Raw genomic sequence first — 24,635 nt, 5'->3', positions numbered from 1 at the left:
CACGCTGATTCCGCACTGGCTGGAAATGCGCTGGCTTCGCTGTGGAACATCATCGTGATTGCCTAAATGGGCGTTCACGGGCCGACATGATGATGGCTTGAGCCTCGGTCTTCTTGATGGCTTGGACGCCGTCTTGAGCGCGCATCAGTCGATGGAAGATCGGCGTCGTCGTTGCTTCAGGGAAGGTCGCAATGAGGACGCCGAGTGGAGAGGCCGCTCACCGGTTTATCGGTGATGCCGATTGCTTGTTTGTGCTGAAATATTTATTTTTCAATGAAACCAGCAAACTGATTGGCAATTGGTTTGCATGAATTTTTATTCTACTGCCGCGTGGTCGGTGCTTCGATCACCGCATCGCTGGCAAACACCTGGGCGGCATCGACTGCGTCGAAGCAGTACGCCTGGTGGCAGAATTCGCACGACACATCGATCTGGCCGCGCTCGGCCAGGATCGCTTCGACTTCTTCCAGCCCCATCATCCGCAGCATATTGATCACCCGCTCACGCGAGCAGCGGCAACCGAAATGGGGGTGATCCTCGGCCATCAGCCGCACGGTCTCTTCATGGAACAGTCGTTGCAGCACTTCGGTCGGGGCGAGGCTCAGCAGTTCGGCCGGGGTGATGGTGTCGGCCAGCAGGCTGATGCGGTTCCAGCCATCGGGGTCGCCGTGGCCGGCGGGCAGGCGCTGCACCATCAGGCCGGCGCTGGTCTGGCCATCGCAGGCCAGCCACAGCCGGGTATCGAGCTGCTGCGACGACTGCATATAGTGCTCGATGATCGCGGCGATCGAGCCGCCTTGCAGGCCGACGATGCCCTGATAAGCCTGACCGCCTTCGCGCGGGTCAAGAGTAATCACGAATTTGCCATGACCGAGCAAGTCTGGTAGCGGCTTATCTTCGATTTCTACATTTTCATCCCAGCGGGCGGTGGCGCGCATGGTCATATCGGCTTCGCACTCGATCACGATCAGCTTGACCGCGCCGTCGCCGTGGAGCTGCATGATCAGCGAGCCGTCGAACTTGAGCATGGCCGACAGCAGCGAGGCTGCAGCCAGCAGTTCGCCCATCAGCTTTTGCAGCGGCACCGGATATTGGCGCCGGATCAGCACTTCGCGCCAGGTATGGTCAAGGCGCACAATCTCGCCGCGCACGGGTGCTGCATCAAACAGAAAACGTTGCAGGGTATCTTGGGACATGGGAGTGATCCTGGTAAGGGGCTGCTTAGGCAGGCTCGCTGGCGTCGAGCGTGAACAGGGTCAGCGGCAGCGAGGAATTGACATCGAATTCGCAGCCGGTCTCGACCCCGATGCGGGCAATGGCGGCAGCGTCGAGCGCCGGGTCGTCATAGACGGCCCGCATCGCGCCGATGGCAAAGTCGCGACCTGAACCGATGGCCCAGAAGCGGCGGTATTCATAGATTTCGCGCATCGAGTAGACACCGAAGATGCCATGGCGATTGGCCAGCAGCACGGTCATCTGACTCGATTCGTAGGGGTCGTCTTCCTCTTCCTCGGGACGCAGGAAATAGTCTTCCTTGAATTTGGGATGGAGCTTTCTGAAGCTCTCGAAAATGGCGCGGCGGTGGCTGAAATCAAGGGTCTTGTGGCGCGCCAGTGCACCTTGCAGCACCAGATCGTGGGCCGCTGCGCCCGAAATCGCGAAATAGCCGTCGTGGGAAGCGAAAATCTTGTCGGGCCGGGCGTCGTGCGCCTCGGTCAGACGGGTGTCGCCGAAGGTCGACTGGGTATCGGCGGCGATGGCGATCTGTCCGGCTTTGCGGACGACGACGATGGTGGTCATCGGGAAAAATCCAAGAAGAGGGGTTCAGTGCGCGGCATCGCGCTCCAGCCTGGCCAGCAGACCTTCGAGCGCATGGCGCACCGTCTGCTGCCGCACGGCGGCACGGTCGCCCTCGAAGCAGCATTGCTCGCTGTCGACAAAGCCAGGACCGGCCCAGGCAAAACAGACCGTACCCACCGGTTTTTCCGGCGTGCCGCCAGCGGGGCCGGCGATGCCCGATACCGCCACCGCCAGATCGGCTGCCGCCACCCGACGGGCGCCCATGGCCATCTCGCGTGCCGTGGCTTCGCTGACGGCGCCATGCATGGCCAGGGTCGCGGCATCGACGCCAAGCAGCGCCGTCTTGGCCGAATTGGCATAGGTGACGAAACCGGCGTCAAACCAGGCCGAGGAGCCGGGAATATCGGTAATGGCCGCCGCGATGCCGCCGCCGGTGCAGGACTCGGCCGCGCTGACCCGCCAGCCGCGTGCAGCCAGGGCCAGACCCAGGCGCTCGGCCAGCGGATAGGTGGAGAACGATGGCTCGGTCATGGCAATGACGGGGTCCTGGTCAGGGCTTGAGAAAATGTTCGCGGTAATACTTGAGTTCGTTGATCGATTCGTAGATATCGGCCAGCGCCTCATGACGGCCCTGCTTGACCAGGCCGCGTGCCACCTCGGGTTTCCAGCGCTTGGCGAGTTCCTTGAGGGTCGAGACGTCCAGATTGCGGTAGTGGAACCATTCTTCAAGCGTCGGCATCCAGCGCGCCATGAAACGGCGGTCCTGGTGAATGGTGTTGCCGCACATCGGGCTGACGCCCTTGGGCACATACTGGGCCAGGAAATCGAGCATCTGCTGCTCGGCGGCTGCCTCGTCGAGGGTGGAGGCGCGCACCCGGCCGGTCAGGCCGGTGCGGCCGTGAGTGGCGGTATTCCAGGCGTCCATATTATCGAGTACCGAATCGGGCTGGTGGACCACCAGCACCGGACCTTCGGCCACGGTATTGAGATCGTTGTCGGTGATGACCACGGCCAGTTCGATGATGCGGTCCTGCTCCGGTCGTAGGCCGGTCATTTCCATATCGAGCCAGATAAGGCGGTTTTGGTCTTGTGCCATGGGGGGGGATTCCTTGAAAATGGCGCAATTTTCTCACAACCGGGAAGCAAGCGCCCGGCCTGATCCTGCCATGTCCGCAGATACCTTCACCCTGATTTTCCTGACGGCGCTGGTGCTTAGCGTCTCGCTCCAGCTATGGCTCAAGTGGCGCCATCGCCGCCATGTGCTGGCCCATCGCGAGCGGGTACCTGCCGAATTCGCCGCGGTGATCACGCCCGACGATCACCGCAAGGCCGCCGACTATACGGTCAGCCAGATCAATCTCGCCTGTATCGCTGTGGTATGGGAGGCGCTGTGGGTCCTGGCGCTGACCTACGGCGGCCTGATCGCCTGGTTCGATTCGCTGGCGCGGCAGTGGGTGGGCGGCGGCATCGCCGGCGGCGTATTGATGATTGCCCTGCTGTCGGTCGCGATGGCGCTGGTCAATCTGCCGTTTACGCTGTGGGCCACCTTCGTGATTGAGGAGCGCTTCGGTTTCAACAAGACCACCCCAGGTCTGTTTGTGGTCGATATGCTCAAGCACGCCGTGATCCAGGCACTGTTGCTGCTGCCGCTGACGGCGCTGGTGCTGTGGTTCCTCGGCCATGCCGGCTCGCTGTGGTGGCTGTATGCCTGGGCCGCCTGGGTGGTGGTCGGGCTGGTGACGATGGCGATCTACCCGACGGTGATCCTGCCCTGGTTCAATCGCTTCACTCCGCTGGAAGATCAGGCCCTCAAGCGCCGGGTCGAGGCGCTGGCCGAGCGCGGCGGCTTCAAGGCCTCGGGCGTTTTTGTGATGGACGGCAGCAGGCGCTCGAGCCACGGCAATGCCTTCTTTGTCGGCTTTGGCCGCACCAAGCGGATCGTGTTCTACGACACCCTGATCGACAAGCTCAACCACGACCAGATCGAAGCCGTGCTGGCGCACGAAGTGGGCCATTTTGTCCATCGCCACCTGATCAAGCGACTGGTGGTGCTGTTCGGTATCGGCCTGCTGTTCATGGGGCTGCTTGGCTGGCTCAAGGGCCAGTCCTGGTTCTTTGAAGGTCTGGGGATTTCCACCCCGTCCGATGCCGCTGCGCTGGTGCTGTTCTTTACTGCCATCCCGGTCTTTATCTTCCCGTTTGGCTGGATCGCCAGCTACGGCTCGCGCCGGCATGAATACGAGGCCGACCGCTACGCCGTGGCCCAGACTGGCCGCGAACCGCTGATCGAGGGGCTGGTGCAGATGTACCGCGACAATGCCGTGACGCTGACGCCCGACCCGCTCCATTCACTGTTCTACGATTCCCATCCGCCTGCTTTCCTGCGCATTGCTGCCATGAAGCGGGCCTGACCCTATCGCCAGGAGAATCCCATGTCGCTCGCCCAAGAACATTGCGAGGCCACCGTACCCAAGCTGACCGATACGGAGGCTGAGGCGCTGCTGGCCCAACTGTCCGGCTGGAGCATCGAGTCGGGCAAGCTGGTCAAGACCTTCCGCTTCAAGGACTACTACCAGACGCTGGCCTTTGTGAATGCCTCGGCCTTTGTCTCGCACCGCGAAGACCATCATCCCGAGCTGCTGGTGACTTACGACCGGGTCCGGGTGGCCTACGACACCCATTCGGTCGATGGCCTGAGCCGCAACGACTTTATCTGCGCAGCCCGGCTCGACGCACTGTGAAGCTCGAGGCCCGTATCGTCCAAAGCCATGGCAAGGCGTTTATCGTCGAGCATGAAGACGGACGGCGCTGGATCGCCAGCGCCCGTCGCAAAAAGACCGATTTCGCCGTAGGTGACCGGGTCGAGGTGGGGGTCATCAATGCAGAACAGGCGGTGATCGAAGCCGTCAGGCCGCGTGCCAGCCTGCTGTACCGCTCCGACGCCTTCCGCGAGAAGCTGATCGCCGCCAATGTCAGCCAGATCGCCGTGGTGCTGGCAGCCGTGCCGAGTTTCTACGAGGAATTGCTGAGCCGCTGCCTGGTGGCGGCCGAGGATGCCGGCATCAAGGCACTGATCGTGCTCAACAAGGCCGATCTGCCCGAGACCGAAGCGGCACGCGCCCAGTTGGCACCTTATCGGGCGCTGGGCTACCCGATGGTCGAACTGTCGGCCAAGCAGAGCATCGAGCCACTCAAGCCTTATCTGGTGGGTGAGTTGACGGTCTTCGTCGGCCAATCGGGAATGGGCAAATCGACCCTGGTCAATGCCCTGGTGCCAGAAGCCAGTGCGCGGACCGGCGAGATTTCCGAGGCGCTCGATTCAGGCCGCCATACCACCACCCATGCCACGCTGTACCGGCTGGCCGGAGGTGGGGAGCTGATCGATTCGCCAGGTTTGCAGGAATTCGGTCTGCGTCATCTCGATCCGCAGCGATTGACCGAATTGTTCCCCGAATTTCGACCGTTTATCGGCGACTGCCGCTTTGCCAACTGCCGCCATGATCGCGAACCGGGCTGTGCCTTGAGCGAGGCGCTGGGGCGGGGCGAAATCCTGGCGCAGCGGCTGCAACTGCTGCGCAAGCTCCATGGCGAGGCCTCTGCCTGAGCGTGGCGTTCAGGCTGCACGGCTGTGTTGCAGCGCCGACAGCGAAGGCGAAACCCTGATTCGTTTGCTTAAACAGGCTTTTATTCGCTGGACTGCGCTGCTACAATCTCGCTTCTACTCCCTTTAATTTTCTTCTTTTACAGAAAGTAGGACTGATCTTCATGCCTAGCGTACGCGTCAAGGAAAACGAGCCGTTTGAAGTCGCTCTGCGCCGCTTCAAGCGTGCGGTGGAAAAAACCGGCCTGCTGACTGAACTCCGCGCCCGTGAGTTCTACGAAAAGCCGACCACCGAGCGCAAGCGCAAGCTGGCTGCGGCCGTGAAGCGTCACTACAAGCGTCTGCGCAGCCAACAACTGCCGCCGAAGCTGTACTAAGCGCTGTTCCGCGTACTTACGCAACACGAGGCCGCTCAGAGTAATCTGGCGGCTTTGTGCTTTTGGTCCGGGGGAGCAAGACCGCCATCAGGCGGCATTCTGTTGATAACAATGAAAGTCACACCATGAGCTTGAAACAACGTATTACCGACGATATGAAAACTGCCATGCGCGAGAAGGACAGCGCCCGCCTCGGCGCCATCCGCCTTCTGCTCGCCGCCATCAAACAGCGCGAAGTGGACGAGCGCATCGAACTGAGCGACGCCGATATTCACAGCATCATCGACAAAGAGCTGAAAAAGCGGCGCGACTCGATCATCCAATATGAAAACGCCAATCGTCAGGATCTGGCCGATATCGAAAAATTCGAGGTCGGTGTGCTGTCGGTCTATATGCCGGCCCAACTGAGCGAAGCCGAAATCGCCGCCATCATCGACGAAGCCATCGCCCTCCACGGCACGGCCAGCAGCGCCATGGGCAAGATCATCGGTGAAATCCGGCCCAAGCTGGCCGGTCGTGCCGATATGGGCAAGGTGTCGGCGCTGGTCAAATCGCGTTTGGCCTGAGTTGTGCGGCTTATCTGATATAGATTTCTTAATTTTCTGTCAAAAGCCTGACTGTGCCTTGCACAGATATGGCTGATTCTGTTTATTTGTAATTGCTTCCCGCCCGGCGGCTACCCGTCGGGCGTTTATCGCCCCCGCCGCGCTGCGTAAGCGGTACGCTCGGGATGGCGTATTCTGTTCCCCGTTGGCGGGGTCGAAACAGTTTAGATTCCCGCGCCGACGGGGAGACTATGGCCAGAATTCCCGAAGACTTCGTCCAGGATCTACTCAACCGGCTCGACATCGTCGAGGTGGTGGAGCGCTATCTGCCGCTTAAGAAGGCCGGCCAGAACTATATGGCCTGCTGCCCCTTCCATAAGGAGAAATCCCCCTCGTTTACCGTCAGTCCGACTAAGCAGTTCTATCACTGTTTCGGCTGCGGTGTGCATGGCTCGGCCATCGGCTTTGTCATGGAATATGAAGGGTTGGGTTTCCAGGATACGGTGGAGAAGCTGGCCGAATCCGTCGGCATGAAGGTGCCGCGCGGCGAAGGCGGCACGCCGGTACGGCGGCCCGCTAAGGATGTCAGCCTGGTCGAACTCAATGCCCGCGCCTTGCAGTTCTACCGCCAATGCCTCAAGGACAGTCCACGTGCCATCGACTACCTGAAGCGGCGTGGCCTGACCGGCCAGGTCGCCGCTCGTTTCGGCCTCGGTTACGCGCCGGACAACTGGCACCCACTGGCTCAGGTGTTCGGCGACTACGCGACCAATCCGGCGCTCAAGGAAGTAGGCTTGGTGATCGACCATGAAGACAGCGGCCGCCGTTATGACCGTTTCCGTGACCGGATCATCTTTCCGATTCTCGACAGCAAGCACAATGTGATTGGCTTTGGTGGCCGGGTGATCGATCAGGGCGATCCCAAATATCTCAACTCACCGGAAACCCCGCTGTTCCACAAGGGTCTGGAGTTGTACGGCCTGCCGCAGGCGCGCCAGGCGGTGCGCACCAAAGGACGGGTGCTGGTGGTCGAGGGCTATATGGATGTGGTGGCCCTGGCCCAGTTGGGGGTCGAGTATGCGGTGGCCACGCTTGGCACTGCCTGCACGCCCGACCATGTCCGCAAGCTGCTGCGCCTTGCTGATGAAGTGGTGTTCTGCTTTGACGGCGACAATGCCGGCCGCCGCGCCGCCTGGCGGGCGCTGGAAAACAGCGTAGGGCAGGTGGTCGATGGCAAGAAGCTGAGCTTTCTGTTTCTGCCGCCCGAGCACGATCCGGACAGCTATATCCGCGCCCATGGCGCCGAGGCGTTCGAAGCGCTGGTGGCCGATGCCGGGCTGGGAATGGCCGCTTTCCTGACCCGCGAACTGGCGAGCCAGGTCGATCTGGCCAGCGAGGAGGGAAGGGCCAAGTTGCTCCATCTGGCCAAGCCCCTGGTCGAGCAGATCCAGGCACCGGCCCTGGGGACGCTGGTGCGCAAACGGCTGGCCGAGCTGGTCGAGCTGGAAACCAATGAAGTGGCCCGCCTGACCGGCGCGAGCAGCCGGGCCAGCGGCCCGGTGAGCGGTGGCGAGCGTGGCGGCGGGCGGCGCTGGTCGCTCGATCCGCAGCCATCGGTCAAACCAGCCGCCGATCTTGGTCGCGAGCTATTGCAATTGCTGCTGGTGGCCCCACATCTGGCCCTGGAAGTACCGCAGTCGGCCTTGCCGCACGATAGCGACAATCCGCGTCTACAGGCGATTGTCCGGGTGGTCGATTTCGTGGTGGAGCAGATTGTGCCGCCTTTGGGCGTCCATATGCTCGAAGCGTTACGCGACAGCGAATACCACGGTCTGCTCAGCGAAGCGCTGCGCTTGGGTGAAGAACACTATGGTCGCTCAAGCGAAGAAGAGATCCGCCAGGCCTGGCGGGATGGCCTGACCCGTTTCCTCAAAAGCCTGGAACAGGCCGAAGCGGCAGCCCGTCTGGCCGAGTTGCAGACCAAGCGGCCCTCGCAGATGAGCGAGGCGGAAAAGGCCGAATTTCTGCGCTTGACCGGTTTACGTTAAGGCACTTTTTTGCCACAAGTTTCATCAGCAAAGCCTGGCGCCTATGCCTACACTGGAACAAGCAGCTATCAGGCTGTCCGGCGCGTAAAGGCTTGCTTCGACAGGGATTCCCGCCGGTACTTTCCGACCATCGCAGCGGGAATTTCAGCGCCGGTTTCTGGTCAAACTCCAGAAATTCATGGTATTGTTTAACGTTTCACATCTCAGCTCCCGAGATAAGGCACATGGCGGCAGATCAAGACCTCGACAAGTCCGAACCCAAAGAGTCGCGGGCGCGTGACGGCGAAGCACGCCTCGACAACGAAGCCCGCAAGGCGCGCTTTAAGAACCTGATCGTGCTGGGCAAGGAGCGCGGCTACCTGACCTACGCCGAAATCAACGACCATCTGCCCGAAGACATGCTAGACGCCGAACAGATCGAAGGCGTCATCAGCATGATCACCAATATGGGCATTCAGGTCTACGATGAGGCGCCCGACGCCGATACGTTGCTGATGTCCGACGCCACCCCGTCGGTCGCTGACGACGACGCCGTCGAAGAAGCTGAAGCCGCGCTGTCCACGGTCGATTCCGAATTCGGCCGCACCACTGACCCGGTCCGCATGTATATGCGTGAAATGGGTACGGTGGAGCTGCTGACCCGCGAAGGCGAAATCGAAATCGCCAAGCGGATCGAAGAAGGCCTCAAGCACATGATCCAGGCCATTTCGGCCTGTCCCACCACCATCGGCGAAATTCTGACCCTGGTCGACCGCGCCCTGGCCGATGAGATCCGTATCGACGAAGTGGTCGACGATTTCATCGACCCCAACGCCGTCGAAGAAGCCGAACCAGCCGAACTGCCCGACGCCGACAGCGAGGAGGAAGTCACCCTCGAAGGCGGCGAGGAAGGCGAAGACGAAGACGGCGAAGGTGCCGACGTCTCCAACGCCAACCTCGAAGAACTCAAGAACAAGGCCCGCGAACACTTTGCTGTGGTGCGCGAGCTGTACGAGGCCATGCTCAAGGCGCTGGAAAAGCACGGCACCCAGAGCCAGCAGTATATCGAGCTGCAAAACCAGGTCTCGGCCGAATTCCTCAAGATCCGCTTCTCGGCCCGTCAGGTCGAGTCGCTGTGCGACAACGTGCGCAATATGGTGGACGAGATCCGTGGCTTCGAGCGCGAGATCATGGACATCTGCGTACAGAAGGTGCGGATGCCGCGCGAGCACTTCATCAAGACCTTTCCCGGCAACGAGGACAACCTCGAATGGGTCAAGGATGAGATCGGTCTTGCCAAGAACTACTCCACGGCACTCGAGCGCTATCAGCACGCGGTGATGGAAAAGCAGGCCAAGCTGGCCGAGCTGCAACAGAAGGCGATGATCCCGATCAAGGATCTCAAGGAGATCAACCGCCAGATGTCCACCGGGGAGGCCAAGGCCCGTCGTGCCAAGCGCGAGATGATCGAAGCCAACCTGCGGCTGGTGATCTCGATCGCCAAGAAGTACACCAACCGTGGCTTGCAATTCCTCGATCTGATCCAGGAAGGCAATATCGGTCTGATGAAGGCGGTCGATAAGTTCGAATACCGCCGTGGCTACAAATTCTCGACCTATGCCACCTGGTGGATCCGTCAGGCCATCACCCGCTCGATCGCCGACCAGGCACGCACCATCCGTATCCCGGTGCATATGATCGAGACCATCAACAAGATGAACCGTATCTCGCGCCAGATCTTGCAGGAAAGCGGTCTGGAACCCGATCCGGCCACGCTTGCCGATCGGATGGAGATGCCCGAGGAAAAGATCCGCAAGATCCTCAAGATCGCCAAAGAGCCGATCTCGATGGAAACCCCGATCGGCGACGACGACGATTCGCATCTGGGCGACTTTATCGAAGACCAGAACAATATGGCGCCGGTCGATGCAGCGGTTTACGCCAGTCTGCGCGACGCCACCCGCGAGGTGCTCGATACCCTGACCCCGCGTGAGGCCAAGGTGCTGCGTATGCGTTTCGGCATCGAAATGAATACCGACCACACCCTCGAAGAGGTCGGCAAGCAGTTCGACGTTACCCGTGAGCGTATCCGTCAGATCGAAGCGAAGGCGCTGCGCAAGCTGCGTCATCCGACCCGCTCCGAGCGGCTCAAGAGCTTCCTCGACAGCATAGCTAGCGAAACCTGATTCGCCGCCCAAGCGTTTTCAGGTAAAATTCGGCGGCTTCGAACCAAGCCGCCGAATCTTTTATAGCGAGGCCATCGTTGTCAGCAGCAACATCGCACAACGACTCGGTTCGGCAAGGGTTCGAAAATTTTGCAGTAGATTGGGCCTCTAGCTCATGCCTGGTTAGAGCAGCGGACTTAAGGGATGTGTACCTAAGGCGCTCCGGCGCTACGGTTCGACATCGAATGGGTTGCCTGAGAGTAAGTTGACTCTGCTGTCAGGTAGAACTGCTCAAAGTCGGGGAAGCCTCTGGCATCTGCCGTGGTAATCCCGAGCGAAGCTCGCAAGAGAACGTGTAGAGACTGTACGGGCAGGTCGTAAAGACAAGAGACAGTCCAGACCACAAACCCGAAAGGGGCGGCGAAAGCCGTAGCTGGTAAGCATAATCCGTTGGTGCCGGGTTCGACTCCCGGGGGGCCCACCAAATCATCGAGAAGCCGCATGGTATGAACCATGCGGCTTTTTTATTGCCCGCGAAGCGGAGGATTCAGAATACTAAAATTTTAGGAAAACAATCTGCAAGGTATATAGACTTAACTAAAGAATTTGTGTGGAAATATGCCTTGAATTGCTTTGCCCATATTGGAGCGTCCCTTTCCACGGCCTCCTCACCCATTCGGCCTGCGGACAGGGTAAAGCCCTACTCATAGATTTTCCGATCCCGATCAGCGGGGAACAACGCTTGCTGCCTTGGTCAGGCAGCGGCGCCATGGGGGTTGCCGTGCGATCAGGAGGATGCGTCATGAGCAACGATAACGACCGGGAACAGGCCCGGGCCCATCTATGGGAAAAGATCAAAGATATCAAGTTCGGCATGCTGACCACCCATGGTCCTGACAGCCATATCCTGCGCAGCCGGCCGATGACCAACCAGCAGGTCGCTTTCGATGGCCAACTCTGGTTTTTCAGCGCTGAGGATTCGCACGCCTGTGTCGATATTCGCCAGCATCCTTCGGTCAATGTCAGCTATGCCAACCCTGACGACAATGTGTATATCTCGGTATCGGGCAAGGCCGAGGTGGTGCGTGACCCGGCCAAGGCCAAGGAATTGTGGAATCCGCTCTACAAGGCGTGGTTTCCGGGTGGTCTGGACGACCCCAAGCTGGTGCTGATTCGTATCCAGGTCGATGAAGCGGAATACTGGGATGCAGCCTCCGGCGCCATGACCCAGCTATTCTCGTTCTTCAAGAGCCTGTTTGGCGGGGACGGCCGCGATACGCCGACGGCCGAGCATGAGAAGGTGATGCATCCTTAGCGCCAGGTTGGACGCGGAAGAGCGGTCGAAGCGAGCCCGAAGGCGCTGAAAAAGGACGATTTCCGGCTCGTCCACGACCTTGAACCACTGAACACCGCGGCTGCGCGGCGGAAACGGTCGCTGGGCTACAGGTCTTTTTCCATCACATAATCGTCCATTACAAAACCCCCGCCGATATCGACCACGATCGATTCGCGGATTCGAAAGCCATTGCGCAGATAAGCGTCAATGGCTTTCTGGTTTTGTTTGTTGACCGATAAGACCAACCGCTCACACCCCTGCTCCCTGGCCTTTTTCTTGACGTGGTGGATAAGCCGGCTGCCGTAGCCTTTACCGTGCAGGCTGGGCAGCAGATAGAGCTTATCGAGCTTCATCTCACCCGGTTCCTTGAGCAGATACTGGGCAAAACCCGACAATTCGCCCTCGACAAAGACCAGATCGAACCATTGATCGGGGCCGGTGATCTGTTCGCGCAGGGCTTCGGGGTGGTAGCGCTGGGCCAGCATATAGTCGATCTGTTCGACGCTGATCATGTCAGGGTAGTGGGCGCGCCAGATCTGGTCAGCCAGGGCGATGATGGCTGGCCGATCATCGAGCTGGGCCGGGCGGATATCGCAGTGCAGGGACATCGGGACTCTCCGTAACAGGCGAAGCCGAAGCCGGAATAGTCCGATTGCCCTGCCGGATTCGTCAAGCTGCCCGGCGGCGGAAGTCGGCCGGCCGAAAACCGAGCAGACCCAGAGCGCCGAAGTAGGCAGCGGCGCCGAGCGTCACCAGCAGCGCGAGCTTGCCGACCCGCACCAGCCGGTCGGTCTGCCAGTCGCCCAGACCATGCTGAGCCAGCAGCAGCACAACAATCATCACGGTGACGGCGACAAGTAGTCGGCCGGCGAAACCGACCCAACCCGGTTGCGGCCGATAGACGCCGCTGCGACGCAGGCCGACATAGAGCAAGGCCGCATTGAAGCAGGCGCCCAGGCTGATGGCGAGCGACAGGCCGGCATGTTCCCAGCCGGGCAGGCGCAGCGGCCCGAAGACGAACAGCAGGTTGAGCGCCTGAGTCACGATCAGCGTGGCGATGCCGATCAGCACCGGGGTGCGCATGTTCTGGCGGGCATAATAGGCCGGCGCCAGCACCTTGATCACGATCAGTCCCATCAGGCCCACGGCATAGCCCAGCAGTGCCCGCTGCGTCATCTGGCTGTCGAACAGCCGGAAATGGCCGCTCTGGTACAGGGTGGAGACCAGGGGCTCGGCGATGACTGCCAGCGCCACGGTTGCCGGCAGGGCCAGCAGCCAGCACAGCCGCAATCCCCAATCGAGCAGCGCCGAATAGTCGTCCTCGGCCCCCTGGCTGCGCAGTTTGGCCAGGCTCGGCAGCAAAATGGTGCCAAGCGCGACGCCAAGTACCCCGGTCGGCAGTTCCATCAGCCGGTCGGCATAGGCCATCCATGACAGGCTGCCGGTGGGAAGGTGGGAGGCGAAATTGGTATTGATCAGAATGCTGATCTGCGAGACCGAAACACCGAAGATCGCCGGTCCCATCTGTTTGAGTACCTGCCACACGCCAGGATCGCGCAGATTCAGCCGTGGCAGCGGCAGCATGCGAATCTGGCGCAGATAGGGAAGCTGGAACAGCAACTGCGCCACGCCGCCCAGCAACAGGCCGATCGCCAGCGCAAAGATAGGCTGATCGAGATGCGGCGCCAGCGCCAGGGCGCAGCCGATAAAGGCGATATTGAGCAGGGCCGGGGTAAAGGCCGGCACGCTGTAGCGGTTCCAGGTGTTGAGGATCGAGCCCGCCAGGGAGGACAGCGAAATCAACAGGATGTAGGGAAAGGTCCAGCGCGTCAGCTCGACCGTCAGGGCGAATTTTTCGGGCTGGCTGCTGAAGCCCTGGGCCGACAGCAGCACGATCAGCGGTGCGCCGACCACGCCCAGCAGCGTCACCAGCGCCAATACCAGGGTCAGCAGACCGGCCACATGGGCAATCAGCTCGCGTGCCGCATCGTCACCGCGTTGGGTCTTGTACTGGGCCAGGATCGGAACGAAAGCCTGGGAAAACGCGCCTTCGGCAAATATCCGGCGCAGCAGGTTGGGCAGGCGGAAGGCCACATTGAAGGCATCCATGGCCGCGCCGGCGCCGAACAGATGGGAATTGAGGGTTTCGCGCACCAGGCCGAGCACGCGCGACAGCATGGTCATACTGCTGGTGCGGGCCAGGGTTTTAAGCAGATTCATGGTGATAGCGCTAAAGGAAGGACGGCGCAGTGTACGCGATTATTGCCTGTTGCACGCCGATGCGGCATAATGCGCGGTTTCCGCAAAAGTCCTTTACCGGTTAAGGAGTTTTTCCCAATGGCAAATAGCGCTCAAGCTCGTAAGCGTGCCCGTCAGGCCGCTAAAGCGCGCCTTCATAACGCCAGCCAACGCTCGGCGTTCCGTACTGCGATCAAGAAAGTCCTGAAGGCCATCGAGGCCGGCGACCAAGCCGCCGCCAACGAAACCTTCAAGAGCTCGGTGAGCGTGATCGACCGCATCGCCGACAAGGGCATCTTCCACAAGAACAAGGCCGCTCGTCATAAGAGCCGTCTGGCCGCCGCGATCAAGGCCATGTCGGCCGCCAAGGCAGCCTAAGTTCCGCAGGAACCCCGAGACAGATCGATAAGCTGGCCAGCGTCGAATGTCTAAAGAACCCCGCAGCAATGCGGGGTTTTTTGTTGCCTGCCGATTTCGCCTGATGGCTGAACTACACTCAAGAAAATCGCTTCCTGTCAGGCAAAGTCATGCGCGCACAGTCACTGCATACCCTGCTGTCCGACCCTTACCGGGCCGGCCTGGCACTCGGTGAAGGCTTGGCGCCGCTGGCCCCTGAAGTGGTGCTGTTGTTCTGCTCCATCCATTTCTCCGATTTCCATGAACTGCTGGCCGGCTTCTACGCCGGCCTTGGCCATGACGAGGTCGTGCTGCTCGGCAATACCGGCGATGGCTTCTACGAAAGCGGCCACACTGGCGACTACGGCGCGGCGGCGCTGGGCCTGAATTCCGACGGGGCGGTGCGCTGGCGGCTGGCGGTTGGCCATGGCGTCGGCAGCGATCCCGAAGGCACCACCCGGGCCTGTCTGGCTGAATTGCAGGCTGAGGAAACCCCGACGCTGGCCTATCTGCTGTCCGACTTCCGCACCGACGCAAGCCGGCTCGAAGCCGCATTTGACGAGGATCTGGCCTTCCCGGTGGTCGGCGGTTTTGCTGCCGATGCCAACCAGATGGAGCAATGTTTCCTGTTCGCCGGCAAGCGGGTATTGCGTGACGCCGTGGTGACGCTGGCGGCTTACGGGCCGCTGCGCTACGACATAGGAGTGGGCAATGCCCTGACGGTGCTGGGCAATAGTGGCATGGTCGAATCCGCCGCCGGAACCGAGCTGTACCAGATCGACGGTCTGGCCGCGATGGATTTTATCGAGCGCGAAACCGGCAAGCCGGTCCTGCAAAGCGACCGTGGGGTGGTGGCCTTGACGGTGATCGACCCGCACCGGCCCAGCCGGCGCCGCCTGCGTGCCATCGTGCCCGACTTCAGCAGCAGTCACAGCACGGTCGGCCTCTACGGCGGAATCGAAACCGGCCGTTCGGTCCAGGTCTGTCTGGCCGACCCGGAAGCGCTGCTGGGCGAAGTGCGACGCCTGGCCGAACAGGCGACCACTCTCGATTTCCGACCGGTTGCCGCCTTGATCGTCAGCTGCATCGGCCGCAAAGCCATTCTCGACAGCGGTATCGCCGAGGAAGTGGCCGCGATCACCCGTGCCTTGCCAGGCAGTCTGGCGGTCGCGGGCTTTCCTTCATTTGGCGAGATCGGGCCGCTCAAGGAGGACGGAGGCTATAGCCGCACGTTATTCCACAATATGACCTATGTTCTGCTATTGATCGGAAGCTAGCACGATGACGAGCGTCGCCGCCGCCGAGCCCGACGATCGCTTTCTGAGCGTCATCACGCCCGCGCCCGTCGGCTTTCGTACCGTGGCCCTGGAAAAGCGTGATCTGATGGGCCAGCCTGTGGCGGTCTATACCGACAGCCTGGACAGACTGTTGCCGCTGGTCTTCGGCTTTACCGAACGGGTGCAGGGCGTCATCGTGACCCCGGCCGATCAGGTCGGACAGAAGCGGCTCGGTCCGCTGCTATGGCAGGTCAGCGCGCCGCCCGATCTGCTCGGTTCGCTGCGGCCGCTATTGCAGGCATTGCTCGACACGGTGGGGCAGTTGGCGGCCCAGCGTGAAACCAATATCGAAATCGCCTGTGCACTCGAACGGACCCGTTTTGACCTCGATACGGTGCGCAGCGACTACCAGCGCGTCACCTCGCGTCTGCAAACCCAAGTCCAGGAATTGCTGGAAGCCCAGCGCGAGCTGGCCGACAGTGAATCGCGGTTGCGCCAGATCGTCGATCTGATGCCGCAACTGATCTATGCCACCGACCTACAAGGTCGGGTGCTGCTGGCCAATACCGCCTTTGCCCGGCTGCTCGATGAGCCGGTCGAGGCGCTGCTTGGCCGCGGCGAGTCCGAGCTGGCGCTCAGTGAGACCTGGCGCACCGTATCGCGCAAGGGCAATGATTCGATACAGCGTAATGGCCAGTCGCTGGTGCTCGCTGAATTGGCGCTCCAGGAGCGCGGCAGCGAACGGCGAGTATTCCAACTGGCCAAGTTGCCATTCCGACTGCCCGGCAGCAGCGAAGAAGCGGTACTGACGGTGGCGAGCGACATCTCCGAGCGCTATGCCTTCGAGCGGCGCATCCTGTCGCTCAATGAGGAGCTGGAGCAGCGGGTGACGCGGCGCACTTCCGAGCTGGAAGGCCTGAATAAGGAACTCGAAACCTTCTCCTATTCGGTATCGCACGACCTGCGCTCGCCGTTGCGGGCGATCCATGGCTTTACCCAGATCCTGAACGAGGAACTGGCTGATCAGCTCAACGCCGAACATGCCGATCTGTTCCAGCGCATCATCGCCGCCGCGCGGCGGATGAACCAGCTGATCGACGATATGTTGACGCTGGCGCGTGCTTCCAAAGCCTCGGTACAGCGTGAACCGGTCGATCTGGCGGTGCTGGCGCAACAGGTGTTTTCCTCGCAGCATCATCTGATCGGCCGCCGCGATGTCCGGCTCAATGTGATGCCTTCCCTCCATGCTCAGGCCGATCCGCGGCTATTGCGGCTGGTGCTGGAAAACCTGATCGGCAACGCCATCAAATTCACCCGCAGCCGCGAAGTGGCGCAGATCGAGGTCGGTTGGGCCAGTGCCCAGGATACGGTGGCCTTTTTCGTGCGCGACAACGGCGCGGGCTTCGATATGCAATGGGCGTCCAAGCTGTTTGCCCCGTTCCAGCGCCTCCATAACGATCAGGAATATGAAGGCACCGGCGTCGGGCTCGCGACGGTCAAACGGGTGATCCAACGCCATGGCGGCAGGATCTGGGCAGAGTCCTCGCCTGATTCCGGCGCCACCTTCTACTTTACTTTGCCGGATCAGTTTTAGTTTTTTCTAAACTTGATAAATATGGCTGAGGGTGTTGCGAAGATTATGCAGATAATTTTCCATTTGGCCCTCCGCCCAACCCTTGCCGTCAAGACGCCGCTGTGTGGACGGTGGAGTCTGGCGGCAGGCGAAGCTGGGTTATTCCTGAGTGCCGGCAGGCGGTCCGGCGGGGCTACAATGCGCCTTTGTGCCCGCCGCTTCCGGTGCGGCCGCTTGCGGAATTGCCCCATGAAACCCATCGCCATTGCCCAACACGATCCCCATGACGGCCCGGCCCATTTCGCCGTCTTCCTGCACCGTGCCGGTTTGCCTTTCCGGATTTTCCGGCTTGATCAGGGTGATGGCTTGCCGGCGTCCATCCGCGATTATTCGGGCCTGTGCCTGTTGGGCGGGCCGATGAGCGTCAATGACGGCCTGCCTTATCAGGCAGGGCAATTGGCCTTGATCCAGGAGGCGATGGCGGCCGATCTGCCGGTGATCGGCCATTGTCTGGGTGGCCAGTTGATGGCCAAGGCGCTCGGTGGCCGGGTGACGGCGGCGCCGGCGGTCGAAATCGGCTGGAGCGAATTGGAGCTGATCGACCGGGCCGGGGCGCGCTGGTTTGGCGGCCGTGAGCGGCTGTCCCTGTTCCAGTGGCATAACGAGTCGTTCTCGATCCCAAGCGACGGCCGCTGGCTGCTGCGTGGCCGGCACTGCGCCAATCAGGCGTTCTCGGTGGGCGACAAGCATCTGGCCATGCAATTCCATGTCGAGGTCGATGCGGCCAAGGTGCGTCACTGGCTCGATGCCGGCCAGGACGAGATTGCCCGCAGCGATTCACCCGGGGTGCAGCCCGTGGCGACGCTGCTGGCCGATCTCGATCAGGCGATCGAGGGAAGTCGCCGTATCGCCGACGACCTCTACGCCGCCTGGATCGAGGGTCTGGCACGGTGAATCCCGGCCGTCGCCGCTGCGTCCTTGCACTGTTGGGGGCGTCTATGGCGGCGGCATGGGGAGAAACGCCGGCGCCCTGGCGTTTCGGACTCGACCCCTATCTGAGTCCGCGCCGCATCATTTCGATCTATGCGCCGCTGGCCGAGCATCTGGCCCGGCGGCGTCTGCGGGTGCTGTTGACCACGGCACCCGATTACTACCGTTTCCTGCTGCGTGCCCTGGGTGGCGAGTTCGATATCGTGCTGGCGCCGCCGCATGTCTGCCGCTATTTGCAGGTCGACCTGGGCTATCAGCCGCTGTTTCGGATCGAACGCGATCTGTCGGCCAGTCTGGTGGTGCGCACCGGCACCATCAAACGGCTGACCGACCTGCGCGGCCACGCAGTGGCCACGCCCGATCATCTGTCGATGGCCACATTGCTTGGACTCGACACCCTGCGCCAGGCCGGTCTGACCCCGTTCCAGGATGTCCGCATCGTCGAGAGCAGCGGCCAGCTCTCGGCACTGCTGGGCCTGCGCCAGGGCAGGGTGGTGGCGGCCTTTGTCTCGACCGGCGTGCTCGCCGCACTGACCCCCGAAGCCAAGCAAGGGCTCGAAGTGGTATTGCGCACCCCCGGCGTTCCTTATCTGGCCCTGATGGCCCATCACCGCTTGCCGGCCGGTGCCGTCAGACGCTTTGTCGAGGCCGTGCAGGATTTCCTGCTCCATTCGTTTGCCGGCCAACGTTTTCTGCTCGACACGGGCTACGGTGGCATGTCGCCACCGCGCGAAGCCGATCTGAAGCCGCTTGATCGCTATCTGCCGCAGTTGCGCGTCGAACTGGAGGAATTGCAGCCCTATCCGGCCTGGCGTAAGGCCCATCCTGCTTAATTTTGCTTTAATTAAAAATTTGTGATTTTCTATTTCAAATCTGGGTGCTGAATTAATAAAGAAATATAAAAATCCAGCCTGAAACGATCGTGATCCGTCCGGCCTCGGCACCGGCCCCGCGTCGATCTGCACCAGCGGACAATCTGGGGGTCTGGCGCATTGCCGTTGCAGGCAGACTCGTCGAGCAGCAGGCATCCGTTATTCGGGTTCGGACACCACGACGCCTCATGGTCTAACGGCTTTCCGCCCGGAGCAGAAAATCGTACAGACGCGAGTCGTCGGCCCAGGCGACATTGAAGCGGAACCAGTTGCTCCGTTCAGACGTGGTCAGATAGAAGCGGCCCGGTGCCAGCGCGATGCCGGCAGCGGCGGCGCGGTCGGTCAAGGCGTCGGGGTCGGTTCCCTGAGGCGCTGCTGCCCACAGAAACATGCCGGCACGTGGCCGCATGAAGAGCTGCCAGCCGAGCCGGTCGAGCTGCTCCGCCACCTTGGCCTGCGCTTCTCCCAGCCGTTCGCGCAGCCGTTCCAGATGGGCACGGTGGCGGCCATCTTCGACGATGGCCAGGGTGGTCGCCTCCATGATCTCGGACCCGGTCAGGCCGACCGCCATTCTGAGTCGGGTCATGGCGGCGATGGTGGCGGCATCGGCGGCGACAAAGCCCTGGCGCAGAGCGGGGGATACGGTCTTGGAGAAGCTGCCGATATGTACTACCCGTCTGAGTCCATCGAGACTGGCCAGCGTTGCCTGCGGCTCGACCGCCAGATCGGCGAACGGATCGTCTTCGACCAGCCGGAAATCGTGGCGCTCGGCCGTCTGCAATATCCGGAATGCCGTGGCCGCCGTGGTGCTGCTGCCAGTCGGATTCTGCAGGGCGCTATTGGTAAAGAAAGCCACCGGCCGCCATTGCTGCGCGAGCCGGTTGAGTTCGTCCGGGTCGGGTCCGTGGGCGGTGCGCGGCACGCCGATCGGGCGGGCACCATGGCTATGGAGTGCGGCAAGCAGATTGGAATAGCCCGGCGCATCGACCAGAACCGTTTCGCCAGGCCGCACCAGGCTACGCATCGCCAGATCGAGCCCCTGGCTGGCTCCCTGGGTCAGCAGCAACTGTTCGGGTGCCGCGTCGATGCCGCGCAGCGCCAGCCGCCATTGCAGATGACGCCGTAAGGCCGGCAGGCCCTGTGGATGACCATAACCCGCCACGGCCGCGGACCGGGCCGAACGGCGCAGTGCCGCCCGCACGCCGGCGCCGTAGAGCCAGTCCTCGGGCAGCCAGCCGCAACCGGCCGGCACGATCAGGCCCGGGTCTTCATAGATATGTCGCAACAGCCAGGCATCGTCGACCGGTGGCCGTGCGGTCGGCACGGGCGGCGCCGTGCGGGCCGAGGCCACGAAATAGCCGCGCGCCCGCCGCGCTTCGACCCAGCCACTCGCCACCAGCCGGTTATAGGCTTCGGCCACGGTAAAGGTGCTGGCGCCCGTCTGCGCCGCCAGCCCGCGCACCGAGGGCAGACGGCTGCCGCTGGCCAGGACACCGCGACCGATCTTGTCGATCAGGGCGCGCACGATCTGTTCCGTCAGCGAGTAAGGGGAGGCATGGTCGAGCGTCAACATGGCGGGTCCTGCTGGCCGATTGCAAAAAACCGCCACTGGCCAACAATGGACGAGCAGCGGGGTGGACGAGCGCGCGTTGGGGCGTGGCTACCGTACAGGACAGATGGCCTGTACAGATAGTGCAAAAGGCTGGCGCCATGTATCTGTCTGCCCCGTCCAGCGCTCTGCATACTCTAGCGCAAACCCTATACAGACCAAGACGGAGAAGATCATGTCGGAGCAGGAACTCGACGCTTATTGGATGCCGTTCACCCATCAGCGTTACTTCAAGCAGCATCACGAGCGGCGTCTGCTGGCCCAGGCCGAGGGCGCTTACTACATCACCGAAGAAGGCGAGCGGCTGTTCGATGCGCTGTCGGGCCTGTGGTGCTGCGGCCTTGGCCATCGCCACCCGCGCATCGTCGAGGCGGTCAAGCGCCAGCTCGATACGCTCGACTATTCCACTGCCTTCCAGATGGGCTACCGGCCGCAATTCACCCTGGCGCAGCGCATTGTCGAGGCGGCACCGGCCGGCATGGGGCAGGTGTTCTTCTGTAATTCCGGTTCGGAAGCGGTCGATACCGCGCTCAAGATCGCGCTGGCCTATCACCGGCTCAACGGCCAGGGTCAACGTACCCGGTTGATCGGCCGTGAAAAGGGCTATCACGGCGTCGGCTTCGGCGGCATTTCGGTGGGCGGTATGGTGGCCAACCGCAAGATGTACCCGTCGGCCATGCTGACCGGGGTCGACCATCTGCCGCATACCCATCATCTGGGCCAGATGGCCTTCTCGCGCGGCGAGCCCGACTGGGGTGCCCATCTGGCCGACGAGCTGGAACGGCTGGTGGCACTGCACGATGCCTCCACCATCGCCGCCGTGATCGTCGAACCGATGCAGGGCTCGGCCGGGGTGGTGGTGCCGCCCAAGGGCTATCTGAAGCGGCTGCGCGAGATCTGCAGCAAGCACGGCATCCTGCTGATCTTCGACGAGGTGATCTGCGGCTTCGGGCGGATGGGCCAGCCTTTCGCCGCCCAGCATTTCGAGGTGACGCCCGACCTGATCACCTTTGCCAAGGCCGTCAACAACGGCACCGTGCCGATGGGCGGGGTGGTGGTGCGCGAAGATATCCACGCGGCCTTTATGCAGGGGCCGGAGCATATGGTGGAGTTCTTCCACGGCTACACCTATTCGGGCCACCCGCTCGCGGTCGCCGCCGCCCATGCCACGCTCGATGTGGTGCGCGACGAGCATATCTATGCCCGGGTCAACGAACTGTCGCCGGTGCTGGAAACGGCCATCCATAGCCTCAAAGGCGAGCCCAATGTGATCGACATCCGCAACTGTCAGCTCGCCGCTGCGGTGGAGCTGGCGCCGATCGAAGGCAAGCCTGGATTGCGGGCGATCAAGGTGTTCGAAGAGGCGCTGCGGCGTGGGGTGATGTTCCGCTTCACTGGCGACATCATCGCCATGGGCCCGCCGTTTATCTCGACCCCCGAGGAGCTCAAGCGCATGGTCGAGATCCTCGGCGAGTCGATCCGCGCAGCGGGCTAGCGATTATCGACTGCGCCGACTGTCTTTGCGCTGAAACCGGCGTCCAATAACCACCGGGCCGTAAGTACCGGCAGCCACGAAACGATGTAGTGCCTCACAGCATCTGCCCTGATTGGGGATCGTTGTGGAGACACTCGCCGCTTATGGGCCGCTGTCTGGCCCATCGTGCGGTGCTGGCCGGATTGGACGCCGTATTGGAGGCGAATATGGCCCAGTCGAGGCTAAGGCCGACTTTCCAGCAAGTCATCGATTAACCGTTGTGGCCGGGGAACCCTCTCCGGCCCACTGTCCCGCGCCAGCCGGCCGGGCACGACTGATACCCCGCAGAACCGCTAGGAATTCCACCATGGCAAGCATGCTTCACCACTGGATTGGCGGCCGTCCTGTCGCCGGTCGTTCGGGTCGCTTCGGCGATGTCTACAACCCGGCGCTGGGCGAGGTGATCGCCCGGGTGCCGTTTGCCGGCGCCGATGAAGTGGCGGTCGCAGTGAGCGCCGCCCAGGCGGCTTTCCCGGCCTGGGCGGCCACGCCGGCGCTCAAGCGGGCACGGGTGATGTTCCGCTTCAAGGCCCTGCTTGAAGAGCACGCCGACGAGCTGGCCGGCGCCATTTCGCGCGAACACGGCAAGGTGCTGGCCGATGCCCACGGCGAGCTGGCGCGCGGAATCGAAGTGGTCGAATTCGCCTGTGCCGCGCCGCAACTGCTGAAAGGCGAATATTCCGACAATCTCGGCACCGCCATCGACGGCTATGCACTGCGTCAGCCCTTGGGCGTGGTGGCCGGTATCACCCCGTTCAACTTCCCGGCCATGGTGCCGCTGTGGATGGCGCCGCTGGCCCTGGTCTGCGGCAATACCTTTGTGCTCAAACCGTCCGAGCGCGACCCGTCGGCCTCGCTTTTGCTCGCTCGACTGCTCCAGGAGGCGGGTCTGCCCGAGGGGGTATTCAATGTGATCCAGGGCGATCGGGTGGCAGTCGAGGCGCTGGTGGCGCATCCCGATGTCGCTGCACTGAGCTTTGTCGGCTCGACCCCGATTGCGCGCACGCTCTACGCGGCGGCTACGGCTGCCGGCAAGCGGGTCCAGGCGCTGGGCGGGGCCAAGAATCATATGGTGGTGATGCCCGATGCCGACCCCGATCTGGCGGCCGATGCGCTGCTTGGCGCCGCTTACGGTTCGGCCGGCGAGCGTTGCATGGCGATTTCAGTGGCGGTGGCCGTGGGCGATGCGATGGCGGATGCACTGGTCGCGCGACTGGCACCCCGGGTCGCGGCTTTGCGGATCGGTCCGGGAGAATGGACCGAGGCCGAGATGGGGCCGCTGATCAGCCGCGAACATCGTGACCGGGTGGCGGGCTATGTCGAGGCTGGTGTGGCCGAAGGGGCGGAGCTGGTGGTCGATGGCCGGCAGCGCAGCGTGCCGGGCTATGAGGCGGGTTTTTTCCTCGGTGCCTCGCTGTTCGACCGGGTGCGGCCCGAGATGTCGATCTACCGCGAGGAGATCTTCGGCCCGGTACTGTGCGTGATGCGGGTGCCCGATTACGAGTCGGCACTGGCCCTGGTCAACGGCCATCTCTACGGCAACGGCGGCGCCATCTTCACCCGTGACGGCGACTGTGCCCGCGACTTCGTCAGCCGGGTCCAGGTCGGCATGGTCGGGGTCAATGTGCCCATTCCCGTACCGATGGCCTTCCATAGCTTTGGCGGCTGGAAAGCTTCCCTATTCGGCGACCATCATATCTACGGACCCGAAGGGGTACGTTTCTATACCCGTCTGAAGACCGTCACCGAGCGCTGGCCGACCAGCTTGCGCGCCGGGGCCGAGTTCACCATGCCGACGGTACGCTGAGGCTGTGAAGGGCAGGGTGGACCGGCTGGCTTGCCCTGCTCGACGGTGGAACGGGAGTGAGTAGAATCAATTGATGAGTCGATGCCAATATTTTTTATGAAATTTAATTGTTCGGATAAGGGCATTGAATAGATTTGGCTGATTATTTTATCCATTAGTCCTTTTCCTGCATTCTCCGGTGTGCTTGCTAGTATCCAAGCATGCAGACGAGGGTAGTGAGGCTACCCGTCCAGGAGGACAGGACCATGATGACGATCCAAGGCAAGTTCCCAAGCAATCTGCCCTTGTGGGAGCGGATAGTGCGGGTGGTGGCTGGTGTGACGCTTGGTTTGCTGTGCTACGACATCGCCGAAGCCTGGCTGCGCTGGCCGGTACTGGGCGTGGCGGGCGCGGCGGTATTTACCGGCCTGACCGGCTTTTGCCCGACCTGCGCGGTCATCGGCCGACGCTTCCCCTTCCTGCGCTGAGTCGTGCCAGATTGAAGCGGG

The 24,635-nt window shown here is 62.0% G+C and carries 23 protein-coding genes; 16 read left to right on the top strand and 7 right to left on the bottom strand.

Annotated features, from left to right (window positions below; translation table 11 throughout):
- Positions 1-320: 320 nt before the first annotated feature.
- Genes hslO through orn form a run of 4 tightly spaced genes read right to left on the bottom strand, consistent with a single transcriptional unit; the run spans position 321 to position 2,896 of the window.
- Positions 321-1,196: an Hsp33 family molecular chaperone HslO gene (gene hslO, locus ACFOW7_RS08900; RefSeq protein ID WP_378163255.1), complete on the bottom strand. Its 876-nt coding sequence runs from the start codon at positions 1,194-1,196 to the stop codon at positions 321-323.
- Positions 1,197-1,221: 25 nt separating this feature from the next.
- Entirely contained in the window at positions 1,222-1,800 is a 579-nt protein-coding gene (locus ACFOW7_RS08895) for an MFS transporter (RefSeq protein WP_378163253.1), read from the bottom strand.
- Positions 1,801-1,824: 24 nt separating this feature from the next.
- A complete protein-coding gene (locus ACFOW7_RS08890; protein WP_378163251.1) occupies positions 1,825-2,331 on the bottom strand; it encodes a CinA family protein in 507 nt (168 codons plus the stop codon).
- Positions 2,332-2,350: 19 nt separating this feature from the next.
- Complete coding sequence (gene orn, locus ACFOW7_RS08885; protein ID WP_378163249.1) at positions 2,351-2,896, bottom strand: oligoribonuclease; 546 nt, start codon at positions 2,894-2,896, stop codon at positions 2,351-2,353.
- A 70-nt stretch (positions 2,897-2,966) separates the two neighbouring features.
- Between orn and ACFOW7_RS08880 the strand changes: the two genes are divergently transcribed.
- The 8 genes from ACFOW7_RS08880 (at position 2,967) to ACFOW7_RS08845 (ending at position 11,830) form a co-directional block, all read left to right on the top strand.
- Positions 2,967-4,211, top strand: a complete 1,245-nt coding sequence (locus ACFOW7_RS08880; RefSeq protein ID WP_378163247.1) for a M48 family metallopeptidase — start codon at positions 2,967-2,969, stop codon at positions 4,209-4,211.
- A 21-nt stretch (positions 4,212-4,232) separates the two neighbouring features.
- Positions 4,233-4,541 carry a 4a-hydroxytetrahydrobiopterin dehydratase gene (locus ACFOW7_RS08875; protein WP_378163245.1) on the top strand — a complete coding sequence of 103 codons (309 nt, stop codon included), beginning with the start codon at positions 4,233-4,235 and terminating at the stop codon, positions 4,539-4,541.
- Complete coding sequence (gene rsgA / locus ACFOW7_RS08870; protein WP_378163243.1) at positions 4,538-5,404, top strand: ribosome small subunit-dependent GTPase A; 867 nt, start codon at positions 4,538-4,540, stop codon at positions 5,402-5,404. The genes ACFOW7_RS08875 and rsgA overlap by 4 nt, the downstream gene beginning before the upstream one ends.
- A gap of 161 nt (positions 5,405-5,565) precedes the next feature.
- Positions 5,566-5,778 carry a 30S ribosomal protein S21 gene (gene rpsU, locus ACFOW7_RS08865; protein ID WP_378163241.1) on the top strand — a complete coding sequence of 71 codons (213 nt, stop codon included), beginning with the start codon at positions 5,566-5,568 and terminating at the stop codon, positions 5,776-5,778.
- Positions 5,779-5,903: 125 nt separating this feature from the next.
- On the top strand, positions 5,904-6,344 hold the full coding sequence (locus ACFOW7_RS08860) for a GatB/YqeY domain-containing protein (protein WP_378163239.1): 441 nt from the start codon (positions 5,904-5,906) through the stop codon (positions 6,342-6,344).
- Positions 6,345-6,574: 230 nt separating this feature from the next.
- On the top strand, positions 6,575-8,371 hold the full coding sequence (dnaG, locus tag ACFOW7_RS08855; RefSeq protein ID WP_378163237.1) for a DNA primase: 1,797 nt from the start codon (positions 6,575-6,577) through the stop codon (positions 8,369-8,371).
- 224 nt (positions 8,372-8,595) lie between these two features.
- Complete coding sequence (gene rpoD, locus ACFOW7_RS08850) at positions 8,596-10,536, top strand: RNA polymerase sigma factor RpoD (RefSeq protein WP_378163235.1); 1,941 nt, start codon at positions 8,596-8,598, stop codon at positions 10,534-10,536.
- 781 nt (positions 10,537-11,317) lie between these two features.
- Positions 11,318-11,830: a pyridoxamine 5'-phosphate oxidase family protein gene (locus ACFOW7_RS08845; protein ID WP_378163233.1), complete on the top strand. Its 513-nt coding sequence runs from the start codon at positions 11,318-11,320 to the stop codon at positions 11,828-11,830.
- A gap of 125 nt (positions 11,831-11,955) precedes the next feature.
- Here the strand turns inward: ACFOW7_RS08845 and ACFOW7_RS08840 are convergent, their stop codons facing one another.
- Complete coding sequence (locus ACFOW7_RS08840; protein WP_378163231.1) at positions 11,956-12,459, bottom strand: GNAT family N-acetyltransferase; 504 nt, start codon at positions 12,457-12,459, stop codon at positions 11,956-11,958.
- Positions 12,460-12,520: 61 nt separating this feature from the next.
- Positions 12,521-14,071 carry a murein biosynthesis integral membrane protein MurJ gene (gene murJ, locus ACFOW7_RS08835; protein WP_378163229.1) on the bottom strand — a complete coding sequence of 517 codons (1,551 nt, stop codon included), beginning with the start codon at positions 14,069-14,071 and terminating at the stop codon, positions 12,521-12,523.
- Positions 14,072-14,188: 117 nt separating this feature from the next.
- On the opposite strand from murJ, the gene rpsT reads away from it, so the two are divergent.
- The 5 genes from rpsT (at position 14,189) to ACFOW7_RS08810 (ending at position 19,158) form a co-directional block, all read left to right on the top strand.
- Entirely contained in the window at positions 14,189-14,467 is a 279-nt protein-coding gene (rpsT, locus tag ACFOW7_RS08830; protein WP_378163227.1) for a 30S ribosomal protein S20, read from the top strand.
- Positions 14,468-14,616: 149 nt separating this feature from the next.
- Positions 14,617-15,762 carry an FIST signal transduction protein gene (locus ACFOW7_RS08825; RefSeq protein WP_378163224.1) on the top strand — a complete coding sequence of 382 codons (1,146 nt, stop codon included), beginning with the start codon at positions 14,617-14,619 and terminating at the stop codon, positions 15,760-15,762.
- 4 nt (positions 15,763-15,766) lie between these two features.
- Complete coding sequence (locus ACFOW7_RS08820; RefSeq protein WP_378163221.1) at positions 15,767-17,356, top strand: sensor histidine kinase; 1,590 nt, start codon at positions 15,767-15,769, stop codon at positions 17,354-17,356.
- 228 nt (positions 17,357-17,584) lie between these two features.
- Positions 17,585-18,289, top strand: coding sequence for a type 1 glutamine amidotransferase (locus tag ACFOW7_RS08815; protein WP_378163219.1), 705 nt, complete (start codon positions 17,585-17,587; stop codon positions 18,287-18,289).
- 44 nt (positions 18,290-18,333) lie between these two features.
- Positions 18,334-19,158, top strand: coding sequence for a phosphate/phosphite/phosphonate ABC transporter substrate-binding protein (locus ACFOW7_RS08810; RefSeq protein WP_378163217.1), 825 nt, complete (start codon positions 18,334-18,336; stop codon positions 19,156-19,158).
- A gap of 232 nt (positions 19,159-19,390) precedes the next feature.
- Here the strand turns inward: ACFOW7_RS08810 and ACFOW7_RS08805 are convergent, their stop codons facing one another.
- Positions 19,391-20,770 (bottom strand): aminotransferase-like domain-containing protein, encoded by a 1,380-nt coding sequence (locus ACFOW7_RS08805; protein WP_378163215.1) that lies wholly within the window; start codon positions 20,768-20,770, stop codon positions 19,391-19,393.
- Between the two features lie 211 nt (positions 20,771-20,981).
- On the opposite strand from ACFOW7_RS08805, the gene ACFOW7_RS08800 reads away from it, so the two are divergent.
- The 3 genes from ACFOW7_RS08800 (at position 20,982) to ACFOW7_RS08790 (ending at position 24,614) form a co-directional block, all read left to right on the top strand.
- Positions 20,982-22,301 carry an aspartate aminotransferase family protein gene (locus tag ACFOW7_RS08800; RefSeq protein WP_378163213.1) on the top strand — a complete coding sequence of 440 codons (1,320 nt, stop codon included), beginning with the start codon at positions 20,982-20,984 and terminating at the stop codon, positions 22,299-22,301.
- A gap of 346 nt (positions 22,302-22,647) precedes the next feature.
- Entirely contained in the window at positions 22,648-24,147 is a 1,500-nt protein-coding gene (locus tag ACFOW7_RS08795) for a CoA-acylating methylmalonate-semialdehyde dehydrogenase (RefSeq protein ID WP_378163210.1), read from the top strand.
- Between the two features lie 245 nt (positions 24,148-24,392).
- Positions 24,393-24,614, top strand: a complete 222-nt coding sequence (locus tag ACFOW7_RS08790; RefSeq protein WP_378163207.1) for a YgaP family membrane protein — start codon at positions 24,393-24,395, stop codon at positions 24,612-24,614.
- Positions 24,615-24,635: the final 21 nt, after the last annotated feature.

It is taken from the genome of Chitinimonas lacunae (assembly GCF_042650885.1).
GTDB classification, from domain to species: domain Bacteria; phylum Pseudomonadota; class Gammaproteobacteria; order Burkholderiales; family Chitinimonadaceae; genus Chitinimonas_A; species Chitinimonas_A lacunae.
Note: the sequence above shows the minus strand (reverse complement) of the source record. Positions and strands in the feature narration are given on the sequence as shown.